This is a genomic window from Gibbsiella quercinecans (genome assembly GCF_002291425.1).
Classification (GTDB): Bacteria; Pseudomonadota; Gammaproteobacteria; order Enterobacterales; family Enterobacteriaceae; genus Gibbsiella; species Gibbsiella quercinecans.
On sequence record NZ_CP014136.1, the window covers coordinates 534,988 to 555,923 of the forward strand.

The window sequence follows — 20,936 nt, forward strand, 5'->3', positions numbered from 1 at the left end:
TTTTTAAGGAGATTGGGCTATGTCTTCCCCGTTTGACGCGGTTTTCGTCGGGCTTACGATTCTGGATATTGCCGGGCGGCCCGTGAGCGGCATTCCTGCCGGCGGCGGCGTGCAGTTTATCGAGCAGATCCGCCTTAACCCGGCCGGCACCGCGGCGGGCGCGGTGATCAACGCCGCCAAGCTCGGCATTAACACCGCGGCCGTCGCCTGCCTGGGCTATGACGAAAAGGCAGATTTTATTCTCAGCAGCTACCGCCGGCTGGGCATTGATTGTTCGCTGATCCAGCAAACCGCCAACAAGGAAACCTCCGCCACGCTGTTGCCAATCCGCCCTAACGGCGAACGGCCGGCGTTGCACTGCCGCGGCGCTTCCGATGAACTGTTTGTGGCGGACGACCAGTTCGACCAGGTGCTGAACTGCCGCTTCCTGCACCATGGAGGAACCGGGCTGCTGGCCGCGATGGATCAGGGGCAAAGCGCCCGCCTGCTGGCGGCGGCCAAGCGGCGAGGCGTGGTGACCAGCTTCGATTTGATCGCACCGAACAGCGAGACGCTGGCGTTGTTGCGCCCATTGCTGCCCCACGTTGACTATTTTATGCCTTCCCTTGAAGAGGCCGCCTTCCTCTCCGGGCTGCAGGATCCTGCGCAGATCGCCGCGTTTTTCTTTGCGCTTGGCGTCGGCAACTGCGTTTTCAAAGACGGGCCGCACGGCTCATGGCTGTTCACCCGGGAAAAAGCGCAGCATATCCCGGCCTGGCAGGTTACCGCGCTGGACACCACCGGCTGCGGCGACAGCTACTGCGGCGGTTTTATTGCCGCACTGGCGCGCGGGCTGGCGGTTGAACAGGCGTGCCGGGTGGCCTCGGCGGTGGCGGCGCTGGTGGCGACCGGGCTCGGTTCGGATGCGGGAGTGGTGGATTGGGAACACACGCAGGCATTTATGGCCAACACGCCGGTGTACGCCGGGTAATCAACCGGGGCCTGACGGCCCCAAGTCTTAGCGCCAGGCGTACAACAGCGGCTCACCGGCCACATAGCGCTGCAAATCCGCGGCGATCATGGCGGTGTGTTTTTGGATGCTTTCACGCGTTGCGCCGGCAATATGCGGGGTAATGATGACGTTATCCAGCTCATTGATGAACGGGTGCTCACGCCACAACGGTTCCTGATGATAAACGTCCAGCGCCGCGCCGCCCAACGGCCCGTGGCGTAATGCCGCAATCAGATCCGCTTCCACGACCACCGCGGCGCGCGAGGTATTAATCAGTAACGCGCCGGGTTTCATTGTGCTCAGCAGTTGGGCGTTGACCAGGCCATCGCTGTGCGGCCCGCTACTCAGGTGCAGGCTGACGATATCCGCCTGGGCAAACAGTGCCGCCAGCGTGGTTTTATGCAGCCCCGGCTCATCAATATCCTCTGCGGCGACGAACGGATCGACCACCAGAATATTCATGCCGAAGGCCCGCGCGATACGCGCCACCCGGCGGCCAATGTTGCCATAGCCAACCAGCCCCAGCGTTTTATTACGCAGCTCGCCGCCTTTAAACACTTCATACGGGCTCTCCGGGCTAACGTCCCACACCACATCGCGCCGCAGCCCCGCCTGGGTTTGGGCTTCGCTTTGTGCCTGGCGTGTGAAAGCGCCGCGCTTTAACGCCGCGTGGGCCTGGGGAATATGGCGCATCAGGCTGAGCATCAGCCCGAGCGTTAACTCCGCTGCGGCGTCGGCATTGCGCCCCGGCGTATACAGCACGGTGATCTTGCGCGCACGCGCCGCCTGAATATCAATATTCACCGGGTTCGCCCGGGTACAGGCGATCACCTGCAGGTGGGGGCAGGCGGCGATCACCTCCGCGGTGATATCGTCGTAGCTGGTGACCAATACCTCGGCATCGTGCGCCAGCGCGACCATCTGTTCGGGCTGGAGTTTAGGTTTGCCGATCGCCCACCCGGCCACCACCAGTTCCCCCAGGGCATGGAACGGCTGCAAATCGCCGGCATATTCAGCGGTAAAAACGATTTTCATGGTTAGTTTTCCTGAGAATGGAGGCTTTGTAATGCGTCGTGCCTTGCCTGCCACACCGGCTGCAACCGTTCGCGCAACAGGCGATAGACCGGGAACAGGGCGCGATAGGTGGCATGCGCCTGCTGGTTGGGCAGGTAGCGTGTCTGTTCAATATCCGGGTAGTGGCTGAGCGCCCCAACGCTGCGGGCGGCCAGAATCGCCGCCCCGCGGGCGCTGAGTTCGTTAAAATGGCTGGCCACCACGGTTCTACCGGTACAATCGGCGATGATCTGCAACCAAGTGGCCGAGGCCGCACCGCCGCCCGTTAGATACAGGCTGCCGTCATTGGGGTAGCCTTGCAGCGAATCGACGATCGCATAGGCCAGCCCTTCGAAGACCGCGCGTTGAAGCTGCGCGCGGGTAGTATGCTGGCTCACGCCAAAATATCCCGCCCGGGCGGTGGGGCTGAAAAACGGCGCCCGTTCACCGTTTAAATACGGCTGCCAGAAAACGCCGCCGCAGCCGGGCGCCACAGCGGCGACCTCGTGCTCCAGCGCCACCAGATCCGGCGCCAGCGAGATCTGCTGTTGCAGCCAGTCGATATTCGGGGTGCCGGCCTGCATGGGGAACAGGTTGATAAAGCTGCCGGCTTCAGTGTGCGTCACGAAACGGGTGCCGCTGCTGACGGTTTCCCGGCCATGACAGACGATGCCGGTACAGCAGGTGGTGCCGAGAATGGTGTAGATATCACCGTCGTTAATCGCGCCGCATCCCAGCGCGGCGCTACACACATCCAGCGCGCCGGCAGCAATCGGCGTGCCGGCCGCCAGGCCGCACAGCGCGGCCACCTCGGGGCGCAAAGTGCCGGCCTGGGCATCCGGCGGCAACAGCGGCGGGAATAATGGCCGCAGGCTTTCCAGCCCCAGTTCTTCCAGCATCAGCGACGAAAGCGCGCCGGTGGCCTGATTGAGCAACGAAGCGCTGGCATCGGTAATGTCCAGCGCGGCGATGCCGGTTAAACGAAAGCGAACCCAGTCCTTGGCACAGAACAGGTAACGCGCCGCCGCCAGCCTTTCCGGTTGAAAGCGCCGGAGCCAACAGAGTTGCAGGCTGGTATTGCACGGTTGCAGATGGGTACCGGTTTCGGCGAACAGGAGCTGATCAAGCCCTGGCCGAGCAAGCAGTTCCGTCATCAGCGCATGGCTGCGGGTATCGCTCCACAAGATGCCGGGGCCGACCGGGTTGCCCGCCTCATCGCTGAGCCAAACCCCTTCCCCCTGCCCCGCCAGGCCGATGGCCCTGATCCGCCCCTGTTGCAGTTCCGGCGCCTGCGCCACGCGGCTTAAGGTGCGCAACACCGATTGCCACAGTTGCTCCATATCCTGTTCCGCCGCCCCATCGGGCGCCAGGTTCGGGCTGGTGTTCTCCGCCGCGCTGGCGATAGCATGAAAATCGCGGTTAAACAGCACGGCCTTGACGCGCGACGTGCCGATATCAATGCCCAGAAACAAATCCATACACGAAGACTCTCTGTTGTCAGGCCAGAAACTCTGGCGCCGGCGCGCGGTTAATCACGCTCGTAGAGGCGGCGCTGCATCTCGCATTCGAAGAGGAATTCCAGGCCTTCCAGGTGGCGTTTGGCAACGTTGACGTCTTCTCCCCAGCAGGTCAGACCGTGGCCGCGCAGCAGGAAGCCGTATTGCAGTTGGTTCGCCTGCGCATAGCTTTCGATGCGGCTCGCCAGCGCGGCAATATCCTGATCGTTATCAAAAATAGCAATCGGCACGCTGGCCAGGTGGCTATGCTGGCCGCTGAGCGTTTTTTGCATCTCATAGCCCTGCAGCACCAGTTGCGCGCGCTTCTCAATGCGCGACAGCACGGTGGCATTCACCGTATGCACGTGTAGCACCACATTGGCCTGCGGGAAAAGGCGGTAAATCAGGGTATGCAACCCGGTCTCGGCAGAAGGTTTGCGCCCCGACGGCGCCTGATTGCTGGCAATCTCAACCTGCAGGAAATCTGCCGGGGTCAGGCTGCCCTTATCCCGGCCAGACTCACTGAGCCAGCACCACTCGCTGTCCTGGCGAAGCGACATATTCCCGCCGGTTGCCGGCGCCCAGCCCTTGGCGCCAATCCAATGACAGGCGGTCACCAACTGCGCCAGTTGTTCTTGCCACATACAATTTCCTCACTTAAAACGTGCGACCGATAGCCGCCGGCAGCCGATAGGCTCGCCGCCCGCGGTATGAAATATTTAGAGTATAAATGGCTGATTTTTCGATGCTATCATCGCGGATCGCTTTGGGCAATATTACTCATTTATATGAAAAAAGAATTTCATATTCCGTTTTAGCATATTGATAAATAGTAAAAATAATTCGAACTGCTGGAAACCGGCAGAAAATAAAAACGACTTTTCCAGGATAATTTCGCCGCGGAACAAAACGCTTTTGCGTTTTCTCCCGCAACGTGACGTAGGCAGGGTATAGCTTAATATCCTTATTAAGCATGCATAAATTCCCTCAAAATTTTAACTTTGGATATGAGAATTTAATATTTCTCCTTAGGTAGAGATAATTCTAATAATAATTTCACGTTACATGATGCAGAGAAATTAGGGATGTCCTACCGACTGAGTATTCTTGATAAAAGCCCACTGGCGGAAGGCGAACATGCCGAACGGGCATTGCAACGGACGCTGGCCCTTGCCCGCCAGGCGGAAAGCTGGGGTTACCACCGTTTCTGGCTGGCGGAACACCACAACAGCCCGCGGCTCGCCAGCCCGGCGCCCGAAGTGCTGATCCCCTGGCTGCTGGCCCATACCACCCATATCCGCATCGGTTCAGGCGGCGTGATGCTCCAGCATTACAGCGCTTATAAGGTGGCGGAAAGCTTCAATTTATTAGCCAACCTGGCGCCGGGGCGCGTCGATTTAGGCGTCGGCAAAGCGCCAGGCGGTTTGCCGCTGGCAAGCCGGGCGTTACAGCGCGGGGTTGATCCGGCGCTGCGCGGCAACTTCGCCGAACAGTTGGCAGAACTGGATACCTGGCTGAGCGCCGCCTCACCGGCTACGGAGGATAACGATACGCTGTTGGCCACGCCGCTGCCGCGCATCCCTGCGCAGCGCTTCCTGCTGGGCGCCAGCGAAGAGAGCGCCCGATTAGCAGCCCGCCTTGGCTGGCACTTCGTGTTCGCCGCGCAACTTAACGGCGATCGCAGCGCGCTGCAACGCATTCGCGCGCTGTGGCGAACGCTGAATAGCACGGGGCAGTTTATTGTCGCCGTGCAGGCGATCGTCGCCGCCAGCAGCCAGCAGGCGCAGGCCCTCACCCGGCCTGAGCCGCTGTGGCGGGTAGAGTTGGAAAATGGCCAGCACGTCACGGTATTAACCCAGGAGCAGGCCGATACCTTCGCGCGCCAGGCGGAAAGCCCGGTACGGCGCATCGAACCACGTGAACCGTCGTTGCTGAAAGGCACCGCGGCGCAGGTGCATGCCGAACTGGCCGCCCTGCATCAGGCGTTCGGCATTGATGAATTTATTATCGACACCCCAATCGAAGACGGCCAGGCGCGGCTCACATCCCTGCAGCTTCTGGCCGAATATGCACGGCCAACCGCCGGCACCGACCTGTTAACCGAGGAGGCTTCGTGAGCTACGCAATGGAAAAACAGCTGATTGAATGGCGCAGGGAGCTGCACCAGCATCCCGAGTTGTCGAACCAGGAATTCGCCACCACGCAGCGCATCCGCGGCTGGCTGCAACAACAAGGGGTGCGCCTGCTGCCGTTTGATCTGCCTACCGGCGTGATCGCCGAAGTGGGCCAGGGCGAGACGCAGGTGGCGCTACGCGCCGATATCGACGCCCTGCCGATCGACGAAGCCAGCGGCGTTGCCTTCAGTTCCCACAACGCCGGAATCATGCACGCCTGCGGGCACGATATCCATACCAGCGTGATGCTGGGTGCCGCCCTGCTGCTCAAGCAGCGCGAAGCGCAACTGCCCGGGCGGGTGCGGATTCTGTTCCAACCGGCCGAAGAGCAGTTTGGCGGCGCCGCGCGGCTGGTGAAGGCCGGCGCGCTGGAGGGGGTGAAGGCAATCTTCGGTATGCATAACGAGCCGGGGTTGCCCATCGGCACCTTCGCCACTCGCGCCGGGGCGTTTTACGCAAACGTTGATCGTTTCGCTATCCGCATCACCGGTAAAGGGGCGCATGCGGCCCGTCCGCACGAAGGCAAAGACGCCATTCTGATTGCCAGCCAATTGGTCAACCTGCTGCAAAGCGTTGCCAGCCGCAGCATCGATACCCTGGAATCGGTGGTGGTCAGCGTTACGCGCATTCAGGGCGGCAATACCTGGAACGTGCTGCCGGAAAGCGCCGAACTGGAAGGCACGGTGCGGACCCACAATCCACAAGTCCGCCTGGCGGTGGAAAAACGCGTGCGCCAGATCGCCGCAGGCCTGGCGGCCAGCTTTGATGCCGGGATAGAGGTGCAGTGGTTTGCCGGCCCACCGGTGTTGGTCAACACCGCCCGCTGGAGCGAGTTCGCCAGCCGTGAGGCGGCGCAATCCGGCTACCAGACCCGCACGGCCGAGCTGCATATGGGCGGCGAAGATTTCGCCATCTACTTGCAACACATTCCCGGCGCGTTCGTCAGTATCGGCAGTGAAAGCCAATATGGTTTACACCATCCGCGTTTTAACCCGGATGAAGCGTTGATTGGGCCGGCGGCGCATTATTTCGCCCGGCTGGCCGAAAATGCATTGATCAATATCGCAGCGGAAGAAAACCAGTCTGCCCTGGCCTAAATAACCGTTGAATATCAGGGTGGCATTTACGCTACCCAGGGCTGCTTTATCTTTTTTTCAGGAAATGCATTATGGCGACAAGAGAATTACGTTTAGGGACAATAGTGCAAGGCGCTGCGGGAAATATGTCCGCCTGGCGCCACCCGGCGGCCAAGGCCGATGCCAGTATTAACTTTGATTTTGTGAAAAGCGTGGCGCAAAAAGCCGAACAGGGAAAATTTGATTTCCTGTTCGTGGCGGACGGGTTATATATCAATGAAAAATCCATCCCGCATTTTTTAAATCGCTTTGAACCTATCACGTTATTATCCACACTGGCCGCCGTGACCCGTCATATAGGCCTGGTCGGCACCCTGTCCACCTCTTACAGCGAGCCCTTTAACGTGGCGCGCCAGTTTGCCAGCCTGGATCACCTAAGCGGCGGGCGCGCAGGGTGGAATGTCGTGACGTCGCCGTTGGAAGGCTCCGCCAAAAACTTTTCCCGCGCTGCGCACCCCGAGCACGCCCTTCGCTACCGCATTGCGGATGAATATCTGCAGGTGGTGAAGGGATTATGGGATTCCTGGGAAGCCGGCGCGTTTGTGCGCGATCGGGCCAGCGGGCGCTTCTTCGATCCGGCAAAGCTGCATACCCTTCATCATCACGGCGACTTTTTCCAGGTGGAAGGCCCGCTCAATATCGAACGCACGCCGCAAGGCCGCCCGATTATCTTCCAGGCCGGCGCCTCGCACGACGGTAAGCAACTCGCCGCACGCCACGCCGACGCCATCTTCACCCACCAGCACACGCTCGAAGACGCGCAGGCCTTTTACCAGGACGTGAAATCCCGGCTCGAAGCCTACGGGCGCCGGCCGGAGCACCTGCAGGTATTTCAGGGGGTGAGCGTGATTGTCGGCAGCGACGCCGCGGATGTCGAACGGCAGTACCAGGCCACCGCCGCGTTGGTGTCGATAGAAAACGCGCTGAACTACCTGGGCCGCTATTTCGAACACCACGATTTCAGCCAGTATCCGCTTGACGCCCCCTTCCCGGACATCGGCGATCTGGGGCAAAACAGCTTCCGCAGCACCACCGATGAAATCAAGCGCAACGCGCGCGAACGCGGCCTGACCCTGCGCCAGGTGGCGTTGGAAGCCACCACGCCGCGCCCGCTGTTCCACGGCACCCCGCAGCAGGTGGCCGACGGCCTGCAACACTGGTTTGAACAGCATGCGACGGACGGTTTCATCATCAACGGCGGGACACCGGACACCTTCCCCCGCTTTGTCGATCAGGTGGTGCCGCTGCTGCAGGCCCGTGGCCTGTTCCGCCGTGAATACCCCGGCGAAACCCTGCGCGCCAGCCTCGGCTTGCCGGATCCAGCCAATCAGTTCACCGCCAACAACAATAAACAATAATCGCTGATAACGAGAAAACGCTATGCAGATGAAAACGCCACTCCTGGCCGCCGCCGCGCTAATGGTGTTCGCCCATTCGGCGCTGGCCAATGCTGAATCCGTCAGTATCAACGGGCATGCCGTCAGCCTGGAAGCCAATAAAGCCCCCATCAATACGGTGAAGAACCCCCAGGCCATCGCCGCTATTCCAACCGGATACCGCTTCGCGCACCCCAACACCTTTACCGTGGCGATAGCGGCCCTGAACTCGCCGCCGTTGACGGTGTTTTCCGATGACAACAAAACCCTGCTCGGCAGCGAAGTGGATATCGCCCGCCTGGTGGCCGACAGCCTGGGCCTGCAGCTCAAGGTGGTGCCCACCTCATGGGAAGACTGGCCGCTGGGCGTCACCTCCGGCAAATACGATGCGGCCATCAGCAACATCACCGTCACCAAAGATCGCAAAGCGAAATTCGATTTTGCCACCTACCGCCAGGACTCACTGGGTTTTTACGTCAAAACCAGCAGCCCGCTCAAAGCCATCGCCAAGCCGGAAGACATTTCCGGCCTGAGGATCATCGTCGGCTCCGGCACCAATCAGGAAGCGATACTGCTGGCCTGGGATCAGGCCAATAAGGCCAAGGGGCTGAAACCCTTTACCCCGATCTACACCAAAGACGATGCCGCGCAAACGCTGGCGCTGCAATCCGGCCGCGCGGACGCCTACTTCGGGCCGAATGTGATCGGCGCCTGGAAATCAGCGCTGACCGGCACCACGCGTCTAGTCGGCAGCGTCAACGGCGGCTGGCCGAAGGCGGCGCACATTGCCGTAACGCTGAAAAAAGACGGCGGCCTGGTGAATGCGGTGCAACTGGCGCTCAACGGCGCGATCGCCAACGGCGACTACGACAAAGTGCTGAGCCGTTGGGGCGAGAGCGTGGAGCGTATCCCCGCGTCTGAGATTAACCCCGCCGGTTTGGGTGATTAAGGAGCGCAGCATGTCTGGAATCACTTTTCGGGTTGTATCGCCAGAAGCGCCAGAGTTGCAACCGATATTAAGCGGCCTGTTTGATGAATATGCCGCGCGCTACGGGGATTACTTTTCCCGCGATCAGGAGCAGGAACTGACCGAATGGTATTTGCCGCCGCACGGGCTATTTCTGCTGCTGGAACAGGACGGGGAAATTATCGCCACCGGCGCCTATAAACCCTACGCAGCGCAGACCGCGGAGCTAAAACGCATCTGGACACGGCGCGATCTGCGCCGCCAGGGGCTGGCGGACCGGGTCGTCAACGAGCTTGAGCGGCGGGCCTTGAGCGCCGGTTACCGGCAACTATTTCTCACCACCGGCTTTCGCCAGCCGGAAGCGGTGCGGCTTTACCTGAGCCTGGGCTATCAGCCGCAGTTCGATATTCACCGCAATCCTGAAGAGTACAGCCAACCGCCCTTTGACGGCCGGCTGCGTTTTATCAAACCTATCGGCGTGGCCGTGCCCGCCGCAACCGTGAAGGAGGCGTAATGACGACGCCATCAACCCACCGGGTACAGGTTGTGCCCGCGCGTTACCCGCTGCGGCTGTTGGGCGCGGCGGTGGCGCTGTTCCTGTTGGCCGGCGTGATTCAGTCCATGGCGCTGAACCCACGCTGGGAATGGGCGGTGTTCGCCCGCTGGTTCTTTGATCCGGTGATCCTGGAAGGGCTGGCGCAAACGCTGTCCCTCACGCTGGTTAGCACCCTGCTTAGCATTGTGCTGGGCGGGCTGCTGGCGCTGGCCAGGCTGTCCCCATCCTGGCTGCTGCGCGGCCTGGCCTGGAGCTATATCTGGCTGTTTCGCTCGCTGCCGCTCATTGTGGTGCTGATTATTCTTTATAACTTTTCCTACCTGTACGACTCGTTGTCGTTGGGGATCCCATTCACCGCCCTGAGCTGGGGCCACTTCCAGACCATTAACGTGCTGGGGCAATACACCACCGCGGTGGTAGGGCTGACCCTGGTGCAAAGCGCCTATACCGCAGAGATTATCCGCGGCGGTTTCCAGGGGGTGGATCACGGCCAGTACGAAGCGGCCGCCGCGCTGGGGCTGCCGACCTGGCGGCGTACCTTGCGCATTATCCTGCCCCAGGCGCTGCGCACCATTTTGCCCGCCGGCTTCAACGAAATCATCAGTCTGGCCAAAGGCACGGCGATGGTATACGTGCTGGCGATGCCGGAGCTGTTTTACACCATTCAGATGATCTACAACCGCACGCAGGAGGTGATCCCGTTGCTGATGGTCGGCGCCGTCTGGTATCTGGTGATCACCAGCGTGCTGTCCGTCATTCAGCACGTGGTGGAGCGCTGGCTGGCACGCAGTGAACGCCGTTCGGTGGCCAGCCTGCTGCCCGAGACGTTCCGCTGGCCTGCGCGCACGCGCCAACACCCACAGGAGGCCGCCCATGCCCCACTCCCTTAATGCCGCCGCAACCACGCAAGGCCATATCGCAATTACCCACGTAAGCAAATACTTTGGCCGCCACAAAGCGCTGGATGACGTCAGCCTGGAGCTGGCACCCGGCTCGGTTACCGTGATTATCGGCCCGTCCGGCTCGGGCAAATCGACCCTGCTGCGCACCATTAACCACCTGGAGCGGGTGGATGAAGGGTTTATCCAGATTGACGGCGAGTACATCGGCTACCGCCGCAAGGGCGATAAGCTCTATGAGCTTAAAGAGAAAGACATTCTGCGCCAGCGGATCAACGTGGGGTACGTGTTCCAGAACTTTAACCTGTTCCCGCACCTGACGGTGATGGAGAACATCATTGAGGCGCCGATCGTGCACGGCAAGCTGAACCGTAAAAACGCCATCGCCCGCGCTGAACGCCTGCTGGACGTGGTGGGCCTGCGGGACAAGGCCAACGCCTGGTCCCGCCACCTTTCCGGCGGCCAGCAGCAGCGCATCGCCATTGCCAGAGCGCTGGCGCTGGAGCCGCGAGTGATGTTGTTCGACGAGCCGACTTCGGCGCTGGATCCGGAGCTGGTGGGGGAAGTGCTGGCGGTGATCAAGAAGCTGGCGCAATCCGGCACCACGCTGGTGGTGGTCACGCATGAAATCGGCTTTGCCCGCGAAGTGGCAGACAATGTGGTGTTCATGGTGGACGGGCGCATTGTGGAACAGGGCAGCACCGATCAGGTGTTAAACCACCCGCAGCACCCGCGAACCCGGAACTTTCTCGCCAGCGTACTTTAAGCAAGGAGTGCTCATGTCAGGCTATGACTCACTGATCATCCGGGGCGCCGCCCCGGTTCTTGCCCTCGGCCTGGTTGCCATCGCCGCGCCGGCCAGCGGCAAAAACACCCTCGATCTGCTGGCGAACGAAACCCCGATCCACGCCCCGGCCAACCCACAGGCGATCGCCCTGCTGCCGAAGGATTATCGGTTTATCCAGCCCGGCAGCCTGACGGTGGCGATCCAGACGTTAAGCTCGCCGCCGCTGTCCCTGCTGGCCAGCGACAATAAAACGCGGATTGGCAGCGATCCGGATATTGCCCGGCTCCTGGCCGACAGCCTTGGGCTGCGCCTGAACCTGATCCCGGCATCCTGGGAGGACTGGCCGCTTGGCATCACCGCCGGCAAGTATGACGTCGCCCTGTTTAATATCGCGGTGACCGAACCGCGCAAGGAGAAGTTCGATTTCGCCAGCTACCGGGTCGATCCATTGGGCTTTTTAGTCAGCGTAAACAGCCCGATTCAACGCATTAGCGAACCGAAAGATATCGCCGGCCTGCGGGTGATTGTGGGATCGGGAACCAACCAGGAAAGGATTCTGTTGAAGTGGGATGCCGAAAACCGCGCCGCCGGCCGTGCGCCGGTCACCCCGATTTACCTGACGGACGATGCCTCCGCCAGCCTGTATCTGCAGGCGGGCCGGGCCGACGTGCAGTTTGGGCCGCACTCCGCGCTGGCCTATAAATCTGCGTTAACCGGCAAAACCCGCCTGGTGGGCACCAGCCCTTACCGCGCCTGGGTAGCCACCACCACCAAAAAGGGCAACGGCCTGGCGCCGGCGCTGCAGGCCGCGATTAACGGCGTTATCGCCGGTGGCCAGTACCAGCAGGTGCTGGCACGCTGGGGGGAAGGCGGGGAAGCGATAAGCGCTTCCCAGTTAAACCCGCCGGGGATCAGCTATTAGGCTGCATTGCGCATCGCCCGTACTAGCCCCCCGCTTCTGCCGGGGGCAACTCAGCGCCAACCCAGCCCTGGCGCAACGTGGGTCAGGATCGCTTCAATCACGTGCGCGTTATAGTCCACGCCCAGTTGGTTAGGCACGGTTAACAGCAGCGTATCGGCTTCTGCGATCGCTTCGTCCTGCGCCAACTGTTTGATCAATGCATCCGGTTCAGCGGCGTAGCTACGGCCGAACACCGCGCGGGTTTTCTCGTCGAGAAAACCGATGGTATCGCCTTCACGGCCACTATTGCCGAAATAGGCGCGATCCCGCTCGTCCACCAGCGCAAAAATACTGCGGCTGACCGACACCCGCGGTTCGTGGGCGTGCCCCGCTTCTTTCCACGCCGCGCGATAGGCGCGGATTTGCTTCGCCTGCTGAATATGGAAAGGCTCGCCGGTTTCGTCGTCTTTCAGCGTGGAGCTTTGCAGGTTCATGCCGAGCTTGGCGGCCCACACCGCCGTCGCGTTCGAGCCGGCGCCCCACCAGATGCGATCGCGCAGGCCGGCGGAAAACGGTTCAACGCGCAGCAGCCCGGGCGGATTGGGGAACATCGGCTGCGGGTTGGGCTTGGCGAAGCCTTCGCCACGCAGCACATCAAGCAGCACTTCGGTGTGGCGCCGCGCCATGTCGGCATCCGTCTCGCCTTCGGCAGGTTGATAGCCGAAATAGCGCCAGCCGTCGACCACCTGCTCCGGCGAGCCGCGGCTGATACCAAGCTGCAAACGCCCCCCCGAGATCAGATCGGCCACGCCGGCGTCTTCAGCCATATACATTGGGTTTTCATAGCGCATATCGATAACGCCAGTGCCAATCTCTATACGCTGGGTCTTCGCGCCAACGGCGGCCAATAACGCAAAAGGAGAACTAAGCTGGCGGGCAAAGTGGTGCACGCGGAAATAGGCGCCGTCGGCCCCCAAATCCTCTGCCGCGACGGCAAGATCGATGGATTGCAGCAAGGCATCCGCCGCTGAACGGGTGCCCGATTGCGACGAGGGCGTCCAGTGACCAAACGACAAAAATCCAATCTTTTTCATGGCGTAATAGTCCTTATGTTGGTTCAGCATGGCGTACAAGCCCAAAAGCGCCGCCCCGTTGAACAACAGGCATCACGCCGCTTCGCCCTGCCGATTTTATCAAACCCTCATCATAGTCTGTTTCTAAAAACATAAGGATGCCAATCGAGCGATTTTTTCACTCTGCGGGCAGCCAAATCGAACCGCGATAGTGCAAGCAATGCACGCTTTCGTGTTTCCCCGCATCATTTTGGGTCTTCTGCTTGACCTGAACGTCAACCAATGCGTTATTTCCCAGCCAATTAACTATTGGCACAAATAGTGCTTAAACATTGTTGAACAAAAATAGAGGATTCACCGTTTCATTCAGGATATGGGGCCAAAGGCATGCTCAGTTTAAAAATTGAAATACCGGAAGACGCCTCGCTGGAGAATGTTCCCGCCTTCCAACGCATTGCGATACTGCTGCGGGAAAATATCATCAACGGCAACCTGCGGGCAGGCCAGGCGCTGGCGGAGAACGAACTAACCACGCTGTGCGACACGTCGCGCAACACCCTGCGTGAAGCGCTGCGTTTTTTGCATGGCGAAGGGCTGGTCAACTATCACCACCATCGCGGGGTGTTCGTTTGCCAGTTCACGCAACGCGACGTGCGGGATATTTATAAGGCCCGCCGCCACCTGGAAGTGCTGGCAATACAGGCCGCCGACACCATCAGCGCGTTTCACCTGCAAAAAATGAAAACGCACCTCGATCAATCCGCTGCCGCCGCCGATGCAAATGACTGGCGCACCTTCGGCACGCACAGCCTGCGGTTTCATCAGCGCATTGTCCATATGCTGGGCTGCTCCCGCTTTAACGATTTTTTCAGCGTGCTGCTGGCGCAACTGCGCCTGCTGTTCGCCACCGGCGAACACGAACCGAGCTTCCAACGCCCCTGGCTGGAACGCGATCGGGCGCTGTGGGCGCTATTGTGCGAACAACGCAAAGAAGAAGCCTGCCAGGCGCTGACCGCCTATCTCGAACAGTCCGAACAACAAATTATGCGTGCGTTCAACACGCGAATGAATGGAGTTTAATATGTCTTCTTATCCTGCCGCATACCAAAGCACCAAAGGCTCCGCCCTGGATGTCGACCGCGATTTTTATCAGGCGCTGGCCGATGGCAAACGGGTATTGACCGCGCAACATCGGGTGCCTATTCGCACCGGCTTCGCCTGGGAAGTGCCGGCCGGGCATCTGTTCCGCATCACCACGCCGGAAGGCCCGCAGGTGGGCGATTTGAATATCTGGAACCGCCATAACCCACGCGAGAGGATGTGGGTGGCGCGCACCCGCCAGCTGCAGCGCGCCCATTTGTCCACCTTTGATCGCCTGTGGTCGAACCTGCCGTTTATGCGCCCGATCGCCACTATTACCGCCGATACGCTGGCGGACTATGGCATTGATGAACACGGCGGGCGGGTGCACGATCTGCTAGGCACCCGCTGCGATCCCTATGTGAATAAACTGTTGACCGGCGAAGACTTTGACTTCCACTGCCACTCCAACCTGACGCGGGCCGTGCAGCCCTACGGGCTCACCGAGTTTGACGTGCACGATGTGATGAACGTGTTCCAGTGCACCGGCCTGAACGATGAAGACAAATACTTTATGAAGGCCTGCCCGGCACGCAAGGGCGATTACCTGGAGTTTTTTGCCGAAATCGATCTGCTGTGCGCCATTTCCACCTGCCCGGGCGGTGACTTATCGCTGCCGATGTGGGGGGATGACGCGCAGGATACGCTGTCCGTCTGCCGCCCGCTGGGGATCGAAATCTATCGGCCGGACACGGCATTGCTCACCGGCTGGCAGCCCCCCGCTCGCCCGGACTACCAGGGCAACCACGGCCTGCGCCTGCAAAAGAGCAATGGGTAACCCCGGCGCGACCAGGTGCGGCCTAACGCCGCACCTGCCTGGCTGGCGGGTATACGCATGCTCCCCCAAATGCGCCCAAGCTTATGCCCCGCCCAGGTAGGCCTTGCGCACTTCCTGATTGCTCAGCAGTTCCGCGCCCTGGCCACTTAGGCGAATCTGGCCATTGACCATCACATAGCCGCGATCGGAGAGCTTCAGCGCGTGGTTGGCGTTTTGCTCTACCAAGAAAATCGTCATCCCTTCCTGCGCCAGCTCGCGCAGGATGCTGAAGATCTGTTTGACGATCAGCGGCGCTAAACCCAGACTGGGTTCATCCAGCAGCAGCAGTTTTGGCCGGCTCATCAGCGCACGAGCAATCGCCAGCATCTGCTGCTCGCCGCCGGACATGGTCATCGCCCGTTGGTTGCGCCGCTCCTTCAGGCGCGGGAACAGCGCGAACATACGCTGTATGTCCTCATCAATATAGTGATTGCCTAGGGTAATGGCGCCAATCAGCAGGTTTTCCTCCACGCTCATATCCGGGAAAATACGCCGCCCCTCCGGCACCTGGGCGATACCGTTGCTGGCGATAAAGTGCGTTGAACGCCGGCTGATATCCTGCCCCTGAAACAGGATCTGGCCGCCGCTGATGCGCGGCTGGCCGAAGATAGACATCAGCAGCGTCGATTTACCCGCGCCGTTGGCGCCGATCAGCGCCACCGTCTCCCCCTGATGAACCTGCAGCGACACCTGTTGCAACGCCTGTATCGGGCCGTAGTGCACATCCACATCGCGAAATTCCAGCATCACATCACTCATCCCGCCAGTTCCTCCTCATCGGCGCCCAGATAAGCGGCGATCACGCTGTCGTTATTTTGGATCTCCTTCGGCGTACCGCGGGCGATCACGTCACCGTGATCGAGCACGATCACATGGTCTGAAATTTCCATCACCATGCCCATATCATGCTCAATCAGCAACACGGTAATGCCGTGCTGCTGCCGCAGGAAGCGAATAATCCGGCTCAGGGTCGCCGTCTCTACCGGGTTCAGCCCCGCCGCCGGTTCATCAAGGCAGATCATCTCCGGCACGGTGCACATGGCGCGGGCAATCTCCAGCCGGCGCTGCTGGCCATAAGACATCTCACCCGCCAGCCGGTTGGCACAGTCCACCAGTTCCACGACCTCCAGCCAGTAGAACGCGCGATCCAACGCTTCGTTTTCCGCTTTGCGGTAGGCCGGCGTATTAAACACCCCGGCGAGCAAGTTGCGGTTACTCAACATGTGCTGCGCCACCAGCAGGTTTTCCACCACCGACATTTCACGGAACAGGCGGATATTTTGGAAGGTGCGCGCCAGCCCGGCGCGGTTGACCAGGTGGGTGCCACCGAACATTTTATAGTAGAGGCGCGCGCCAAGCTGGGCGGGTTTAATCCAGTCATCGGCGCGGAAACGTTGCCCCAGCACGCGGATCACATCCGTGGGCCGGTGCTGCGTATTGAGCAAAATGCGGCCGCCGCTGGCGCGATAAAACCCGGTCAGGCAGTTGAACACTGTGGTTTTCCCGGCGCCGTTGGGGCCAATCAGGGCGGTGATGGAACCGCGCGCCACCTCCAGATTAACGTCGTTTAGCGCTTTGATGCCGCCGAAATGCATCATCAGGTGCTCCACACGCAAAATCGCATCACTCATGGCGCACCCCCTGCCGCGGCGCAAAGCTGCTGCGGCCAATACGCACCAACCCGCGTGGCCGCCAGATCATCATCAACACCATCAGCACGCCGAACAGCAGCACGCGGTATTCGGCGAAGCTGCGCAGCAGTTCTGGTGCCACCGTCAGCACGAACGCCGCCAGCACCACGCCCAGGGTAGATCCCATGCCGCCCAGCACCACAATCGCCAGGATCAGCGCCGATTCAAAAAAGGTAAAGGAGGTGGGGTTAACAAACCCCTGATAGCTGGCGAAGAACACCCCGGCAATCCCGGCGGTAGAGGCACCAATCATAAATGCCGAAAGCTTGACCAGCACATGGTTCAGCCCCAGGGAGCGGCAGGCGAGCTCATCTTCGCGCAGCGCTTCCCAGGCCCGCCCAATCGGCATGCGTGTGAGCCGGTGTTTAATGAACAGCACCAGTAGCACCACCAGGCACAGCACCGCGTAAATAAAGATAAACTTCATGTTGGGGTTGTAGCTCAGGCCGAAAAACTCATGGAAAGGCACCCCGCCGTCGCGGGCGCGGCGGGTAAACTCCAGCCCGAAAAAGGTCGGCGACGGCACGGAAACGCCGTTCGGCCCGCCGGTCAGCGATACCCAGTTATTGAGCACCAGGCGGATGATCTCGCCAAAGCCGAGGGTGACGATCGCCAGATAGTCGCCGTGCATACGCAGCACCGGGAAGCCGAGCAAGGCGCCGGCCAGCGCCGCCATCAGCGCCCCCAGCGGCAGCATCGCCCAAAATCCCAGCCCCAGGTACTGATACCCCAGCGCCAGCCCATAGGCGCCGATGGCGTAAAACGCCACGTAGCCCAGATCGAGCAGCCCGGCCAGCCCCACCACAATATTCAGGCCCAGCCCGAGCAGCACGTAGATCAGCCCGAGGATCGCCACCGTCAGCAAATATTTGCTGGCAACGAACGGCAGCAGCAGCGCCAGCACGGCAAACAGCGGGATAATCCAGCGCAGGTTGCTTTTGGCACCGAGCGGCCGCACGTAGACGCCGTCGTTGCCGCCTTCAAAGCGGGCCTGTAGCCTGCGCCCCGGACGGGTTTGCAAAAACAGGCTCAGCAGCAGGCGCCCGGCCATCACGATGGCGATAATCCCTACCAGCCGCTGCGGTTCAAAATTAAAGCTGTAGCCATTGAGCACAATGCCAACGATAGGGCCGAACACGATCAGCGCAATCAGCCCCGCCAACACGGCATCCATCAGGCTGCGTTTGATATCCAGCCCTGGGTGTACTTGGGTTTGTGACATAACGGCTCCTTCACACTTTGGCGATCATTGGCCGGCCCAACAGGCCCTGAGGGCGGAAAATCAGGATCACCACCAACAGTGCGAACGAGAAAACGTCTTTGTAATCGGAGTTCACCATGCCGGCAAACTGCGCTTCGGCCACGCCCAGCAACAGCCCGCCGAGCATGGCGCCCGGCAGCGAGCCGATCCCGCCCAGCACCGCCGCGGTGAACGCCTTGATGCCGATGATAAAGCCGACGTAGAAATCGAAGGTCCCGTAGTTCATGGTGACCAGCACCCCGGCCAGCCCGGCCATCGCGGCCCCGATCACAAACACCGTCGAGATAACCCGATCGGTATTAATCCCCAAGATGGACGCCATTTTGCGGTCCTGCTGGGTGGCGCGGCACACGCGCCCTAACCGGGTGTGCTGGATGATATAGGTGAGGATCGCCATGCCCAGCAGCGAAGCAACCAGAATAAACACTTTGGTATAGGTGATCTGGATGATGCCGCCGTCAAAGTTGATGCGGAACACGCCGTCGAGCAGCGTCGGGATGCCCTGCTGGCGCGGCCCTTGGCTGATTTGCGCGTAGTTTTGCAAGATCAGCGACATGCCGATGGCGGAAATCAGCGGCGCCAGGCGGGTAGAGTTGCGCAGCGGCTTATAGGCGATACGCTCAATCACCCAGCCGTAAACGGCGGTCACCACGATGGTAAAGGCCAGCGTGCCGAGGATCAGCAGCGGGAAAGATTGCAGGCCGAAGAACGAAAGCAGCGCCAGGCCAATGGCGCACAGGTAGGCGGAGATCATATACACCTCGCCATGGGCGAAGTTGATCATGCCGATAATGCCATACACCATGGTGTAACCAATGGCGATCAAACCGTATACCGCGCCCAGGGTCAGGCCGTTAACCAACTGTTGCAGAAAGAAAACATCCATAATAAGCAGTCTCGCCTGTGGCAGGCCGCAAGCTTAACAACAGGCGGCCAAAAGGGGTTGGGGTACAGGCCCACGTCACATGGGCCCGTTGCTGCGCCAGCCGGGGATCACAGCTGGTGGTATTTCCCTTGGTCATCCCACTGATAAACCACGTAGTCGGACACTTTCAGATCGCCTTTGCTGTCCCAGGCTTTTTTGCCCATCACCGTATCCACATCGTGTGATTTCAACCATTCGCTGGCCTTGGCGCTGTCTTTGCCGCCGGTAGCGCTGAAGGCAGCGGCGATGGCCTGAATAGACGCATAGGAATAGAGGGTGTAGCCTTCCGGCTCAAAGCCCGCAGCGCGGAACTTGGCGATCACCGCTTTGCCGTCCGGGATCTGGCGTGGATCGCTGCCGAAGGTCATCAATACACCGTTGGTGTACTGCGGCCCGCCAGCGGCGGTAACCAGCTCTTCCGTCACCACACAGTCGCCGGAGAAGAACTTCGCCTGCACGCCCTGTTCACGCATTTGGCGCACCAGCGGGCCGGCCTCTGGGTGACAGCCGCCAAAGTAGACCACGTCCGGCTTCACCGAAGCGATTTTGGTGACCAGCGCGTTGAAATCCTTTTCACCGCGCGACAGCCCCTCATACATCACTTCTTTCACGCCGCGTTTGGCAAGCGCCGCCCTGGCCGCATCCGCCAACCCCTGGCCATAGGTATCTTTATCGTGGATGATGACGATGTTTTTCGCCTTTAGTTTGTCGATCATATAGTCGGCGGCAATCCCACCCTGCTGATCGTCGCGGCCGCACATGCGGAACATGTTGGTCATGCCGCGCTCGGTAATTTGCGGGTTGGTGGAGCCGGGAGTGATCGCCAGAATACCGGCTTCGTCATACACTTCCGAGGCCGGCATGGTTGACGATGAGCAAAAATGCCCAACTACAGCGGCAACGTGCTCCTGATCCACCAGCCGGTTGGCAACGGCCACCGCCTGCTTCGGTTCACAGGCGTCATCCCCCTGCACCAGCTTGATCTTTTCCCCTTTGATGCCCCCAGCGGCGTTAATATCCGCGGCGGCCTGCGAGGCCCCGCGCCAATATTGATCCCCATAGGTGGCATTCGGGCCGGAGAATGGCCCGGCAACGCCAATAACAATATCGGCATGAGCATAGAAAGCAGAACTAAAACAACCGATAAGCAGAGCAGCGAGCGGACTTTTCATCAATTTCACTGACATTATTCTTTTCCTCAGCACTGTTTTAGCGGACGCCAGCGGCGTGGAGTAGTCACGTTTATGTGTAGATAGAAAAAATAAATTACGCGAGGGCTTAATGAGACGCCCCCCACAATTCACTAGCAAAAATCCCGCCAGTATTGAAATACCGCCGTTTTTTTTACTTTTCTTGCGCCATCAGGGCGGAAAAGGTGAAGCACTGGTGAGCAAAGCAGGCATAACGGGGGGATTTGAGCATTCAATAAAGCCGGTCGCCGTGGCGCATAGGCCAGCGGCGATTGGTTTGCACCATCCGGGTGCAACGTCGGGGCATACGGTGGTGGTATCGGCTTTGATGTGGGTTAATTCATTAATCTCAAAGACGATTCATGTGGTGAGTGGAGCACGGGTGTGGAAGCCATTGAAGGCGCCGAACGGCGGAACGCAGCATAGGCGAAACCGCCAGGACGGCGGTTTCAGGTGAGACAGGCAGGGACGCCTGTCGTAGCCGGCCGTGATGCGAAGTGACA

General features: G+C 60.3%; 18 protein-coding genes and 1 pseudogene. 10 read left to right on the forward strand and 9 right to left on the reverse strand.

Going from position 1 to position 20,936, the window contains the following annotated elements; translation table 11 throughout:
- Window positions 1–19 precede the first annotated feature (19 nt).
- The gene (locus tag ACN28Q_RS02515; RefSeq protein WP_095844888.1) at window positions 20–970 is read left to right on the forward strand and encodes a carbohydrate kinase family protein; all 951 of its coding nucleotides are present in this window, start codon (window positions 20–22) and stop codon (window positions 968–970) included.
- A gap of 27 nt (window positions 971–997) precedes the next feature.
- Here ACN28Q_RS02515 and ACN28Q_RS02520 read toward each other — a convergent pair whose 3' ends face one another.
- The 3 genes from ACN28Q_RS02520 to ACN28Q_RS02530 are packed head-to-tail and all read right to left on the reverse strand — an operon-like array spanning window position 998 to window position 4,184.
- Entirely contained in the window at window positions 998–2,026 is a 1,029-nt protein-coding gene (locus ACN28Q_RS02520) for a 2-hydroxyacid dehydrogenase (protein WP_095844889.1), read from the reverse strand.
- A gap of 2 nt (window positions 2,027–2,028) precedes the next feature.
- Window positions 2,029–3,522 carry an FGGY-family carbohydrate kinase gene (locus ACN28Q_RS02525; RefSeq protein WP_095844890.1) on the reverse strand — a complete coding sequence of 498 codons (1,494 nt, stop codon included), beginning with the start codon at window positions 3,520–3,522 and terminating at the stop codon, window positions 2,029–2,031.
- A gap of 50 nt (window positions 3,523–3,572) precedes the next feature.
- Entirely contained in the window at window positions 3,573–4,184 is a 612-nt protein-coding gene (locus ACN28Q_RS02530) for a methylthioribulose 1-phosphate dehydratase (protein ID WP_095844891.1), read from the reverse strand.
- Window positions 4,185–4,625: 441 nt separating this feature from the next.
- Between ACN28Q_RS02530 and ACN28Q_RS02535 the strand changes: the two genes are divergently transcribed.
- From ACN28Q_RS02535 to ACN28Q_RS02565, 7 genes and pseudogenes are all read left to right on the forward strand, one after another.
- Window positions 4,626–5,657, forward strand: coding sequence for an MsnO8 family LLM class oxidoreductase (locus ACN28Q_RS02535; protein WP_095844892.1), 1,032 nt, complete (start codon window positions 4,626–4,628; stop codon window positions 5,655–5,657).
- Between the two features lie 8 nt (window positions 5,658–5,665).
- The gene (locus ACN28Q_RS02540) at window positions 5,666–6,811 is read left to right on the forward strand and encodes an amidohydrolase (RefSeq protein ID WP_095848879.1); all 1,146 of its coding nucleotides are present in this window, start codon (window positions 5,666–5,668) and stop codon (window positions 6,809–6,811) included.
- Between the two features lie 71 nt (window positions 6,812–6,882).
- Window positions 6,883–9,175, forward strand: a pseudogene (locus ACN28Q_RS02545) (NtaA/DmoA family FMN-dependent monooxygenase).
- 10 nt (window positions 9,176–9,185) lie between these two features.
- Window positions 9,186–9,707, forward strand: coding sequence for a GNAT family N-acetyltransferase (locus tag ACN28Q_RS02550; RefSeq protein ID WP_095844895.1), 522 nt, complete (start codon window positions 9,186–9,188; stop codon window positions 9,705–9,707).
- Entirely contained in the window at window positions 9,707–10,639 is a 933-nt protein-coding gene (locus ACN28Q_RS02555) for an amino acid ABC transporter permease (protein ID WP_095844896.1), read from the forward strand. The genes ACN28Q_RS02550 and ACN28Q_RS02555 overlap by 1 nt, the downstream gene beginning before the upstream one ends.
- Window positions 10,623–11,414: an amino acid ABC transporter ATP-binding protein gene (locus ACN28Q_RS02560; RefSeq protein ID WP_095844897.1), complete on the forward strand. Its 792-nt coding sequence runs from the start codon at window positions 10,623–10,625 to the stop codon at window positions 11,412–11,414. The genes ACN28Q_RS02555 and ACN28Q_RS02560 overlap by 17 nt, the downstream gene beginning before the upstream one ends.
- A gap of 13 nt (window positions 11,415–11,427) precedes the next feature.
- Window positions 11,428–12,357: an ABC transporter substrate-binding protein gene (locus tag ACN28Q_RS02565; protein WP_095844898.1), complete on the forward strand. Its 930-nt coding sequence runs from the start codon at window positions 11,428–11,430 to the stop codon at window positions 12,355–12,357.
- 50 nt (window positions 12,358–12,407) lie between these two features.
- Here the strand turns inward: ACN28Q_RS02565 and ACN28Q_RS02570 are convergent, their stop codons facing one another.
- Window positions 12,408–13,430 carry an LLM class flavin-dependent oxidoreductase gene (locus ACN28Q_RS02570; protein ID WP_095848880.1) on the reverse strand — a complete coding sequence of 341 codons (1,023 nt, stop codon included), beginning with the start codon at window positions 13,428–13,430 and terminating at the stop codon, window positions 12,408–12,410.
- 366 nt (window positions 13,431–13,796) lie between these two features.
- Here ACN28Q_RS02570 and ACN28Q_RS02575 point away from each other — a divergent pair, with 366 nt between their 5' ends.
- Window positions 13,797–14,489 carry a GntR family transcriptional regulator gene (locus ACN28Q_RS02575; protein WP_095844899.1) on the forward strand — a complete coding sequence of 231 codons (693 nt, stop codon included), beginning with the start codon at window positions 13,797–13,799 and terminating at the stop codon, window positions 14,487–14,489.
- Window position 14,490: 1 nt separating this feature from the next.
- Entirely contained in the window at window positions 14,491–15,327 is an 837-nt protein-coding gene (locus tag ACN28Q_RS02580; RefSeq protein ID WP_095844900.1) for an urea carboxylase-associated family protein, read from the forward strand.
- An 81-nt stretch (window positions 15,328–15,408) separates the two neighbouring features.
- On the opposite strand, the gene ACN28Q_RS02585 is transcribed toward ACN28Q_RS02580, so the two are convergent.
- The 5 genes from ACN28Q_RS02585 to ACN28Q_RS02605 all read right to left on the reverse strand — a co-directional run bounded on the left by ACN28Q_RS02585 (window position 15,409) and on the right by ACN28Q_RS02605 (window position 20,430).
- Window positions 15,409–16,125, reverse strand: coding sequence for an ABC transporter ATP-binding protein (locus ACN28Q_RS02585; RefSeq protein ID WP_095844901.1), 717 nt, complete (start codon window positions 16,123–16,125; stop codon window positions 15,409–15,411).
- Window positions 16,122–16,997 carry an ABC transporter ATP-binding protein gene (locus tag ACN28Q_RS02590; protein WP_095844902.1) on the reverse strand — a complete coding sequence of 292 codons (876 nt, stop codon included), beginning with the start codon at window positions 16,995–16,997 and terminating at the stop codon, window positions 16,122–16,124. Before ACN28Q_RS02590 ends, ACN28Q_RS02585 begins: the two co-directional genes overlap by 4 nt.
- Window positions 16,990–18,279, reverse strand: coding sequence for a high-affinity branched-chain amino acid ABC transporter permease LivM (gene livM, locus ACN28Q_RS02595; RefSeq protein ID WP_095844903.1), 1,290 nt, complete (start codon window positions 18,277–18,279; stop codon window positions 16,990–16,992). The genes ACN28Q_RS02590 and livM overlap by 8 nt, the downstream gene beginning before the upstream one ends.
- A 10-nt stretch (window positions 18,280–18,289) precedes the next feature.
- Window positions 18,290–19,204 carry an ABC transporter permease subunit gene (locus tag ACN28Q_RS02600; RefSeq protein WP_095844904.1) on the reverse strand — a complete coding sequence of 305 codons (915 nt, stop codon included), beginning with the start codon at window positions 19,202–19,204 and terminating at the stop codon, window positions 18,290–18,292.
- Between the two features lie 107 nt (window positions 19,205–19,311).
- Window positions 19,312–20,430, reverse strand: a complete 1,119-nt coding sequence (locus ACN28Q_RS02605; protein WP_095844905.1) for a branched-chain amino acid ABC transporter substrate-binding protein — start codon at window positions 20,428–20,430, stop codon at window positions 19,312–19,314.
- Between the last annotated feature and the right edge of the window lie 506 nt (window positions 20,431–20,936).

Bases quoted from the DNA above. Each gene is read 5' to 3' on its own strand.
- ACN28Q_RS02530 (WP_095844891.1), bottom strand. From the start codon at position 4,184: ATGTGGCAAGAACAACTGGCGCAGTTGGTGACCGCCTGTCATTGGATT.
- ACN28Q_RS02585 (WP_095844901.1), bottom strand. From the start codon at position 16,125: ATGAGTGATGTGATGCTGGAATTTCGCGATGTGGATGTGCACTACGGC.
- ACN28Q_RS02580 (WP_095844900.1), top strand. From the start codon at position 14,491: ATGTCTTCTTATCCTGCCGCATACCAAAGCACCAAAGGCTCCGCCCTG.
- ACN28Q_RS02570 (WP_095848880.1), bottom strand. From the start codon at position 13,430: ATGAAAAAGATTGGATTTTTGTCGTTTGGTCACTGGACGCCCTCGTCG.
- ACN28Q_RS02555 (WP_095844896.1), top strand. From the start codon at position 9,707: ATGACGACGCCATCAACCCACCGGGTACAGGTTGTGCCCGCGCGTTAC.
- ACN28Q_RS02605 (WP_095844905.1), bottom strand. From the start codon at position 20,430: ATGTCAGTGAAATTGATGAAAAGTCCGCTCGCTGCTCTGCTTATCGGT.
- ACN28Q_RS02540 (WP_095848879.1), top strand. From the start codon at position 5,666: ATGGAAAAACAGCTGATTGAATGGCGCAGGGAGCTGCACCAGCATCCC.
- livM (WP_095844903.1), bottom strand. From the start codon at position 18,279: ATGTCACAAACCCAAGTACACCCAGGGCTGGATATCAAACGCAGCCTG.
- ACN28Q_RS02600 (WP_095844904.1), bottom strand. From the start codon at position 19,204: ATGGATGTTTTCTTTCTGCAACAGTTGGTTAACGGCCTGACCCTGGGC.
- ACN28Q_RS02575 (WP_095844899.1), top strand. From the start codon at position 13,797: ATGCTCAGTTTAAAAATTGAAATACCGGAAGACGCCTCGCTGGAGAAT.
- ACN28Q_RS02525 (WP_095844890.1), bottom strand. From the start codon at position 3,522: ATGGATTTGTTTCTGGGCATTGATATCGGCACGTCGCGCGTCAAGGCC.
- ACN28Q_RS02550 (WP_095844895.1), top strand. From the start codon at position 9,186: ATGTCTGGAATCACTTTTCGGGTTGTATCGCCAGAAGCGCCAGAGTTG.
- ACN28Q_RS02560 (WP_095844897.1), top strand. From the start codon at position 10,623: ATGCCCCACTCCCTTAATGCCGCCGCAACCACGCAAGGCCATATCGCA.
- ACN28Q_RS02590 (WP_095844902.1), bottom strand. From the start codon at position 16,997: ATGAGTGATGCGATTTTGCGTGTGGAGCACCTGATGATGCATTTCGGC.
- ACN28Q_RS02535 (WP_095844892.1), top strand. From the start codon at position 4,626: ATGTCCTACCGACTGAGTATTCTTGATAAAAGCCCACTGGCGGAAGGC.
- ACN28Q_RS02520 (WP_095844889.1), bottom strand. From the start codon at position 2,026: ATGAAAATCGTTTTTACCGCTGAATATGCCGGCGATTTGCAGCCGTTC.
- ACN28Q_RS02565 (WP_095844898.1), top strand. From the start codon at position 11,428: ATGTCAGGCTATGACTCACTGATCATCCGGGGCGCCGCCCCGGTTCTT.
- ACN28Q_RS02515 (WP_095844888.1), top strand. From the start codon at position 20: ATGTCTTCCCCGTTTGACGCGGTTTTCGTCGGGCTTACGATTCTGGAT.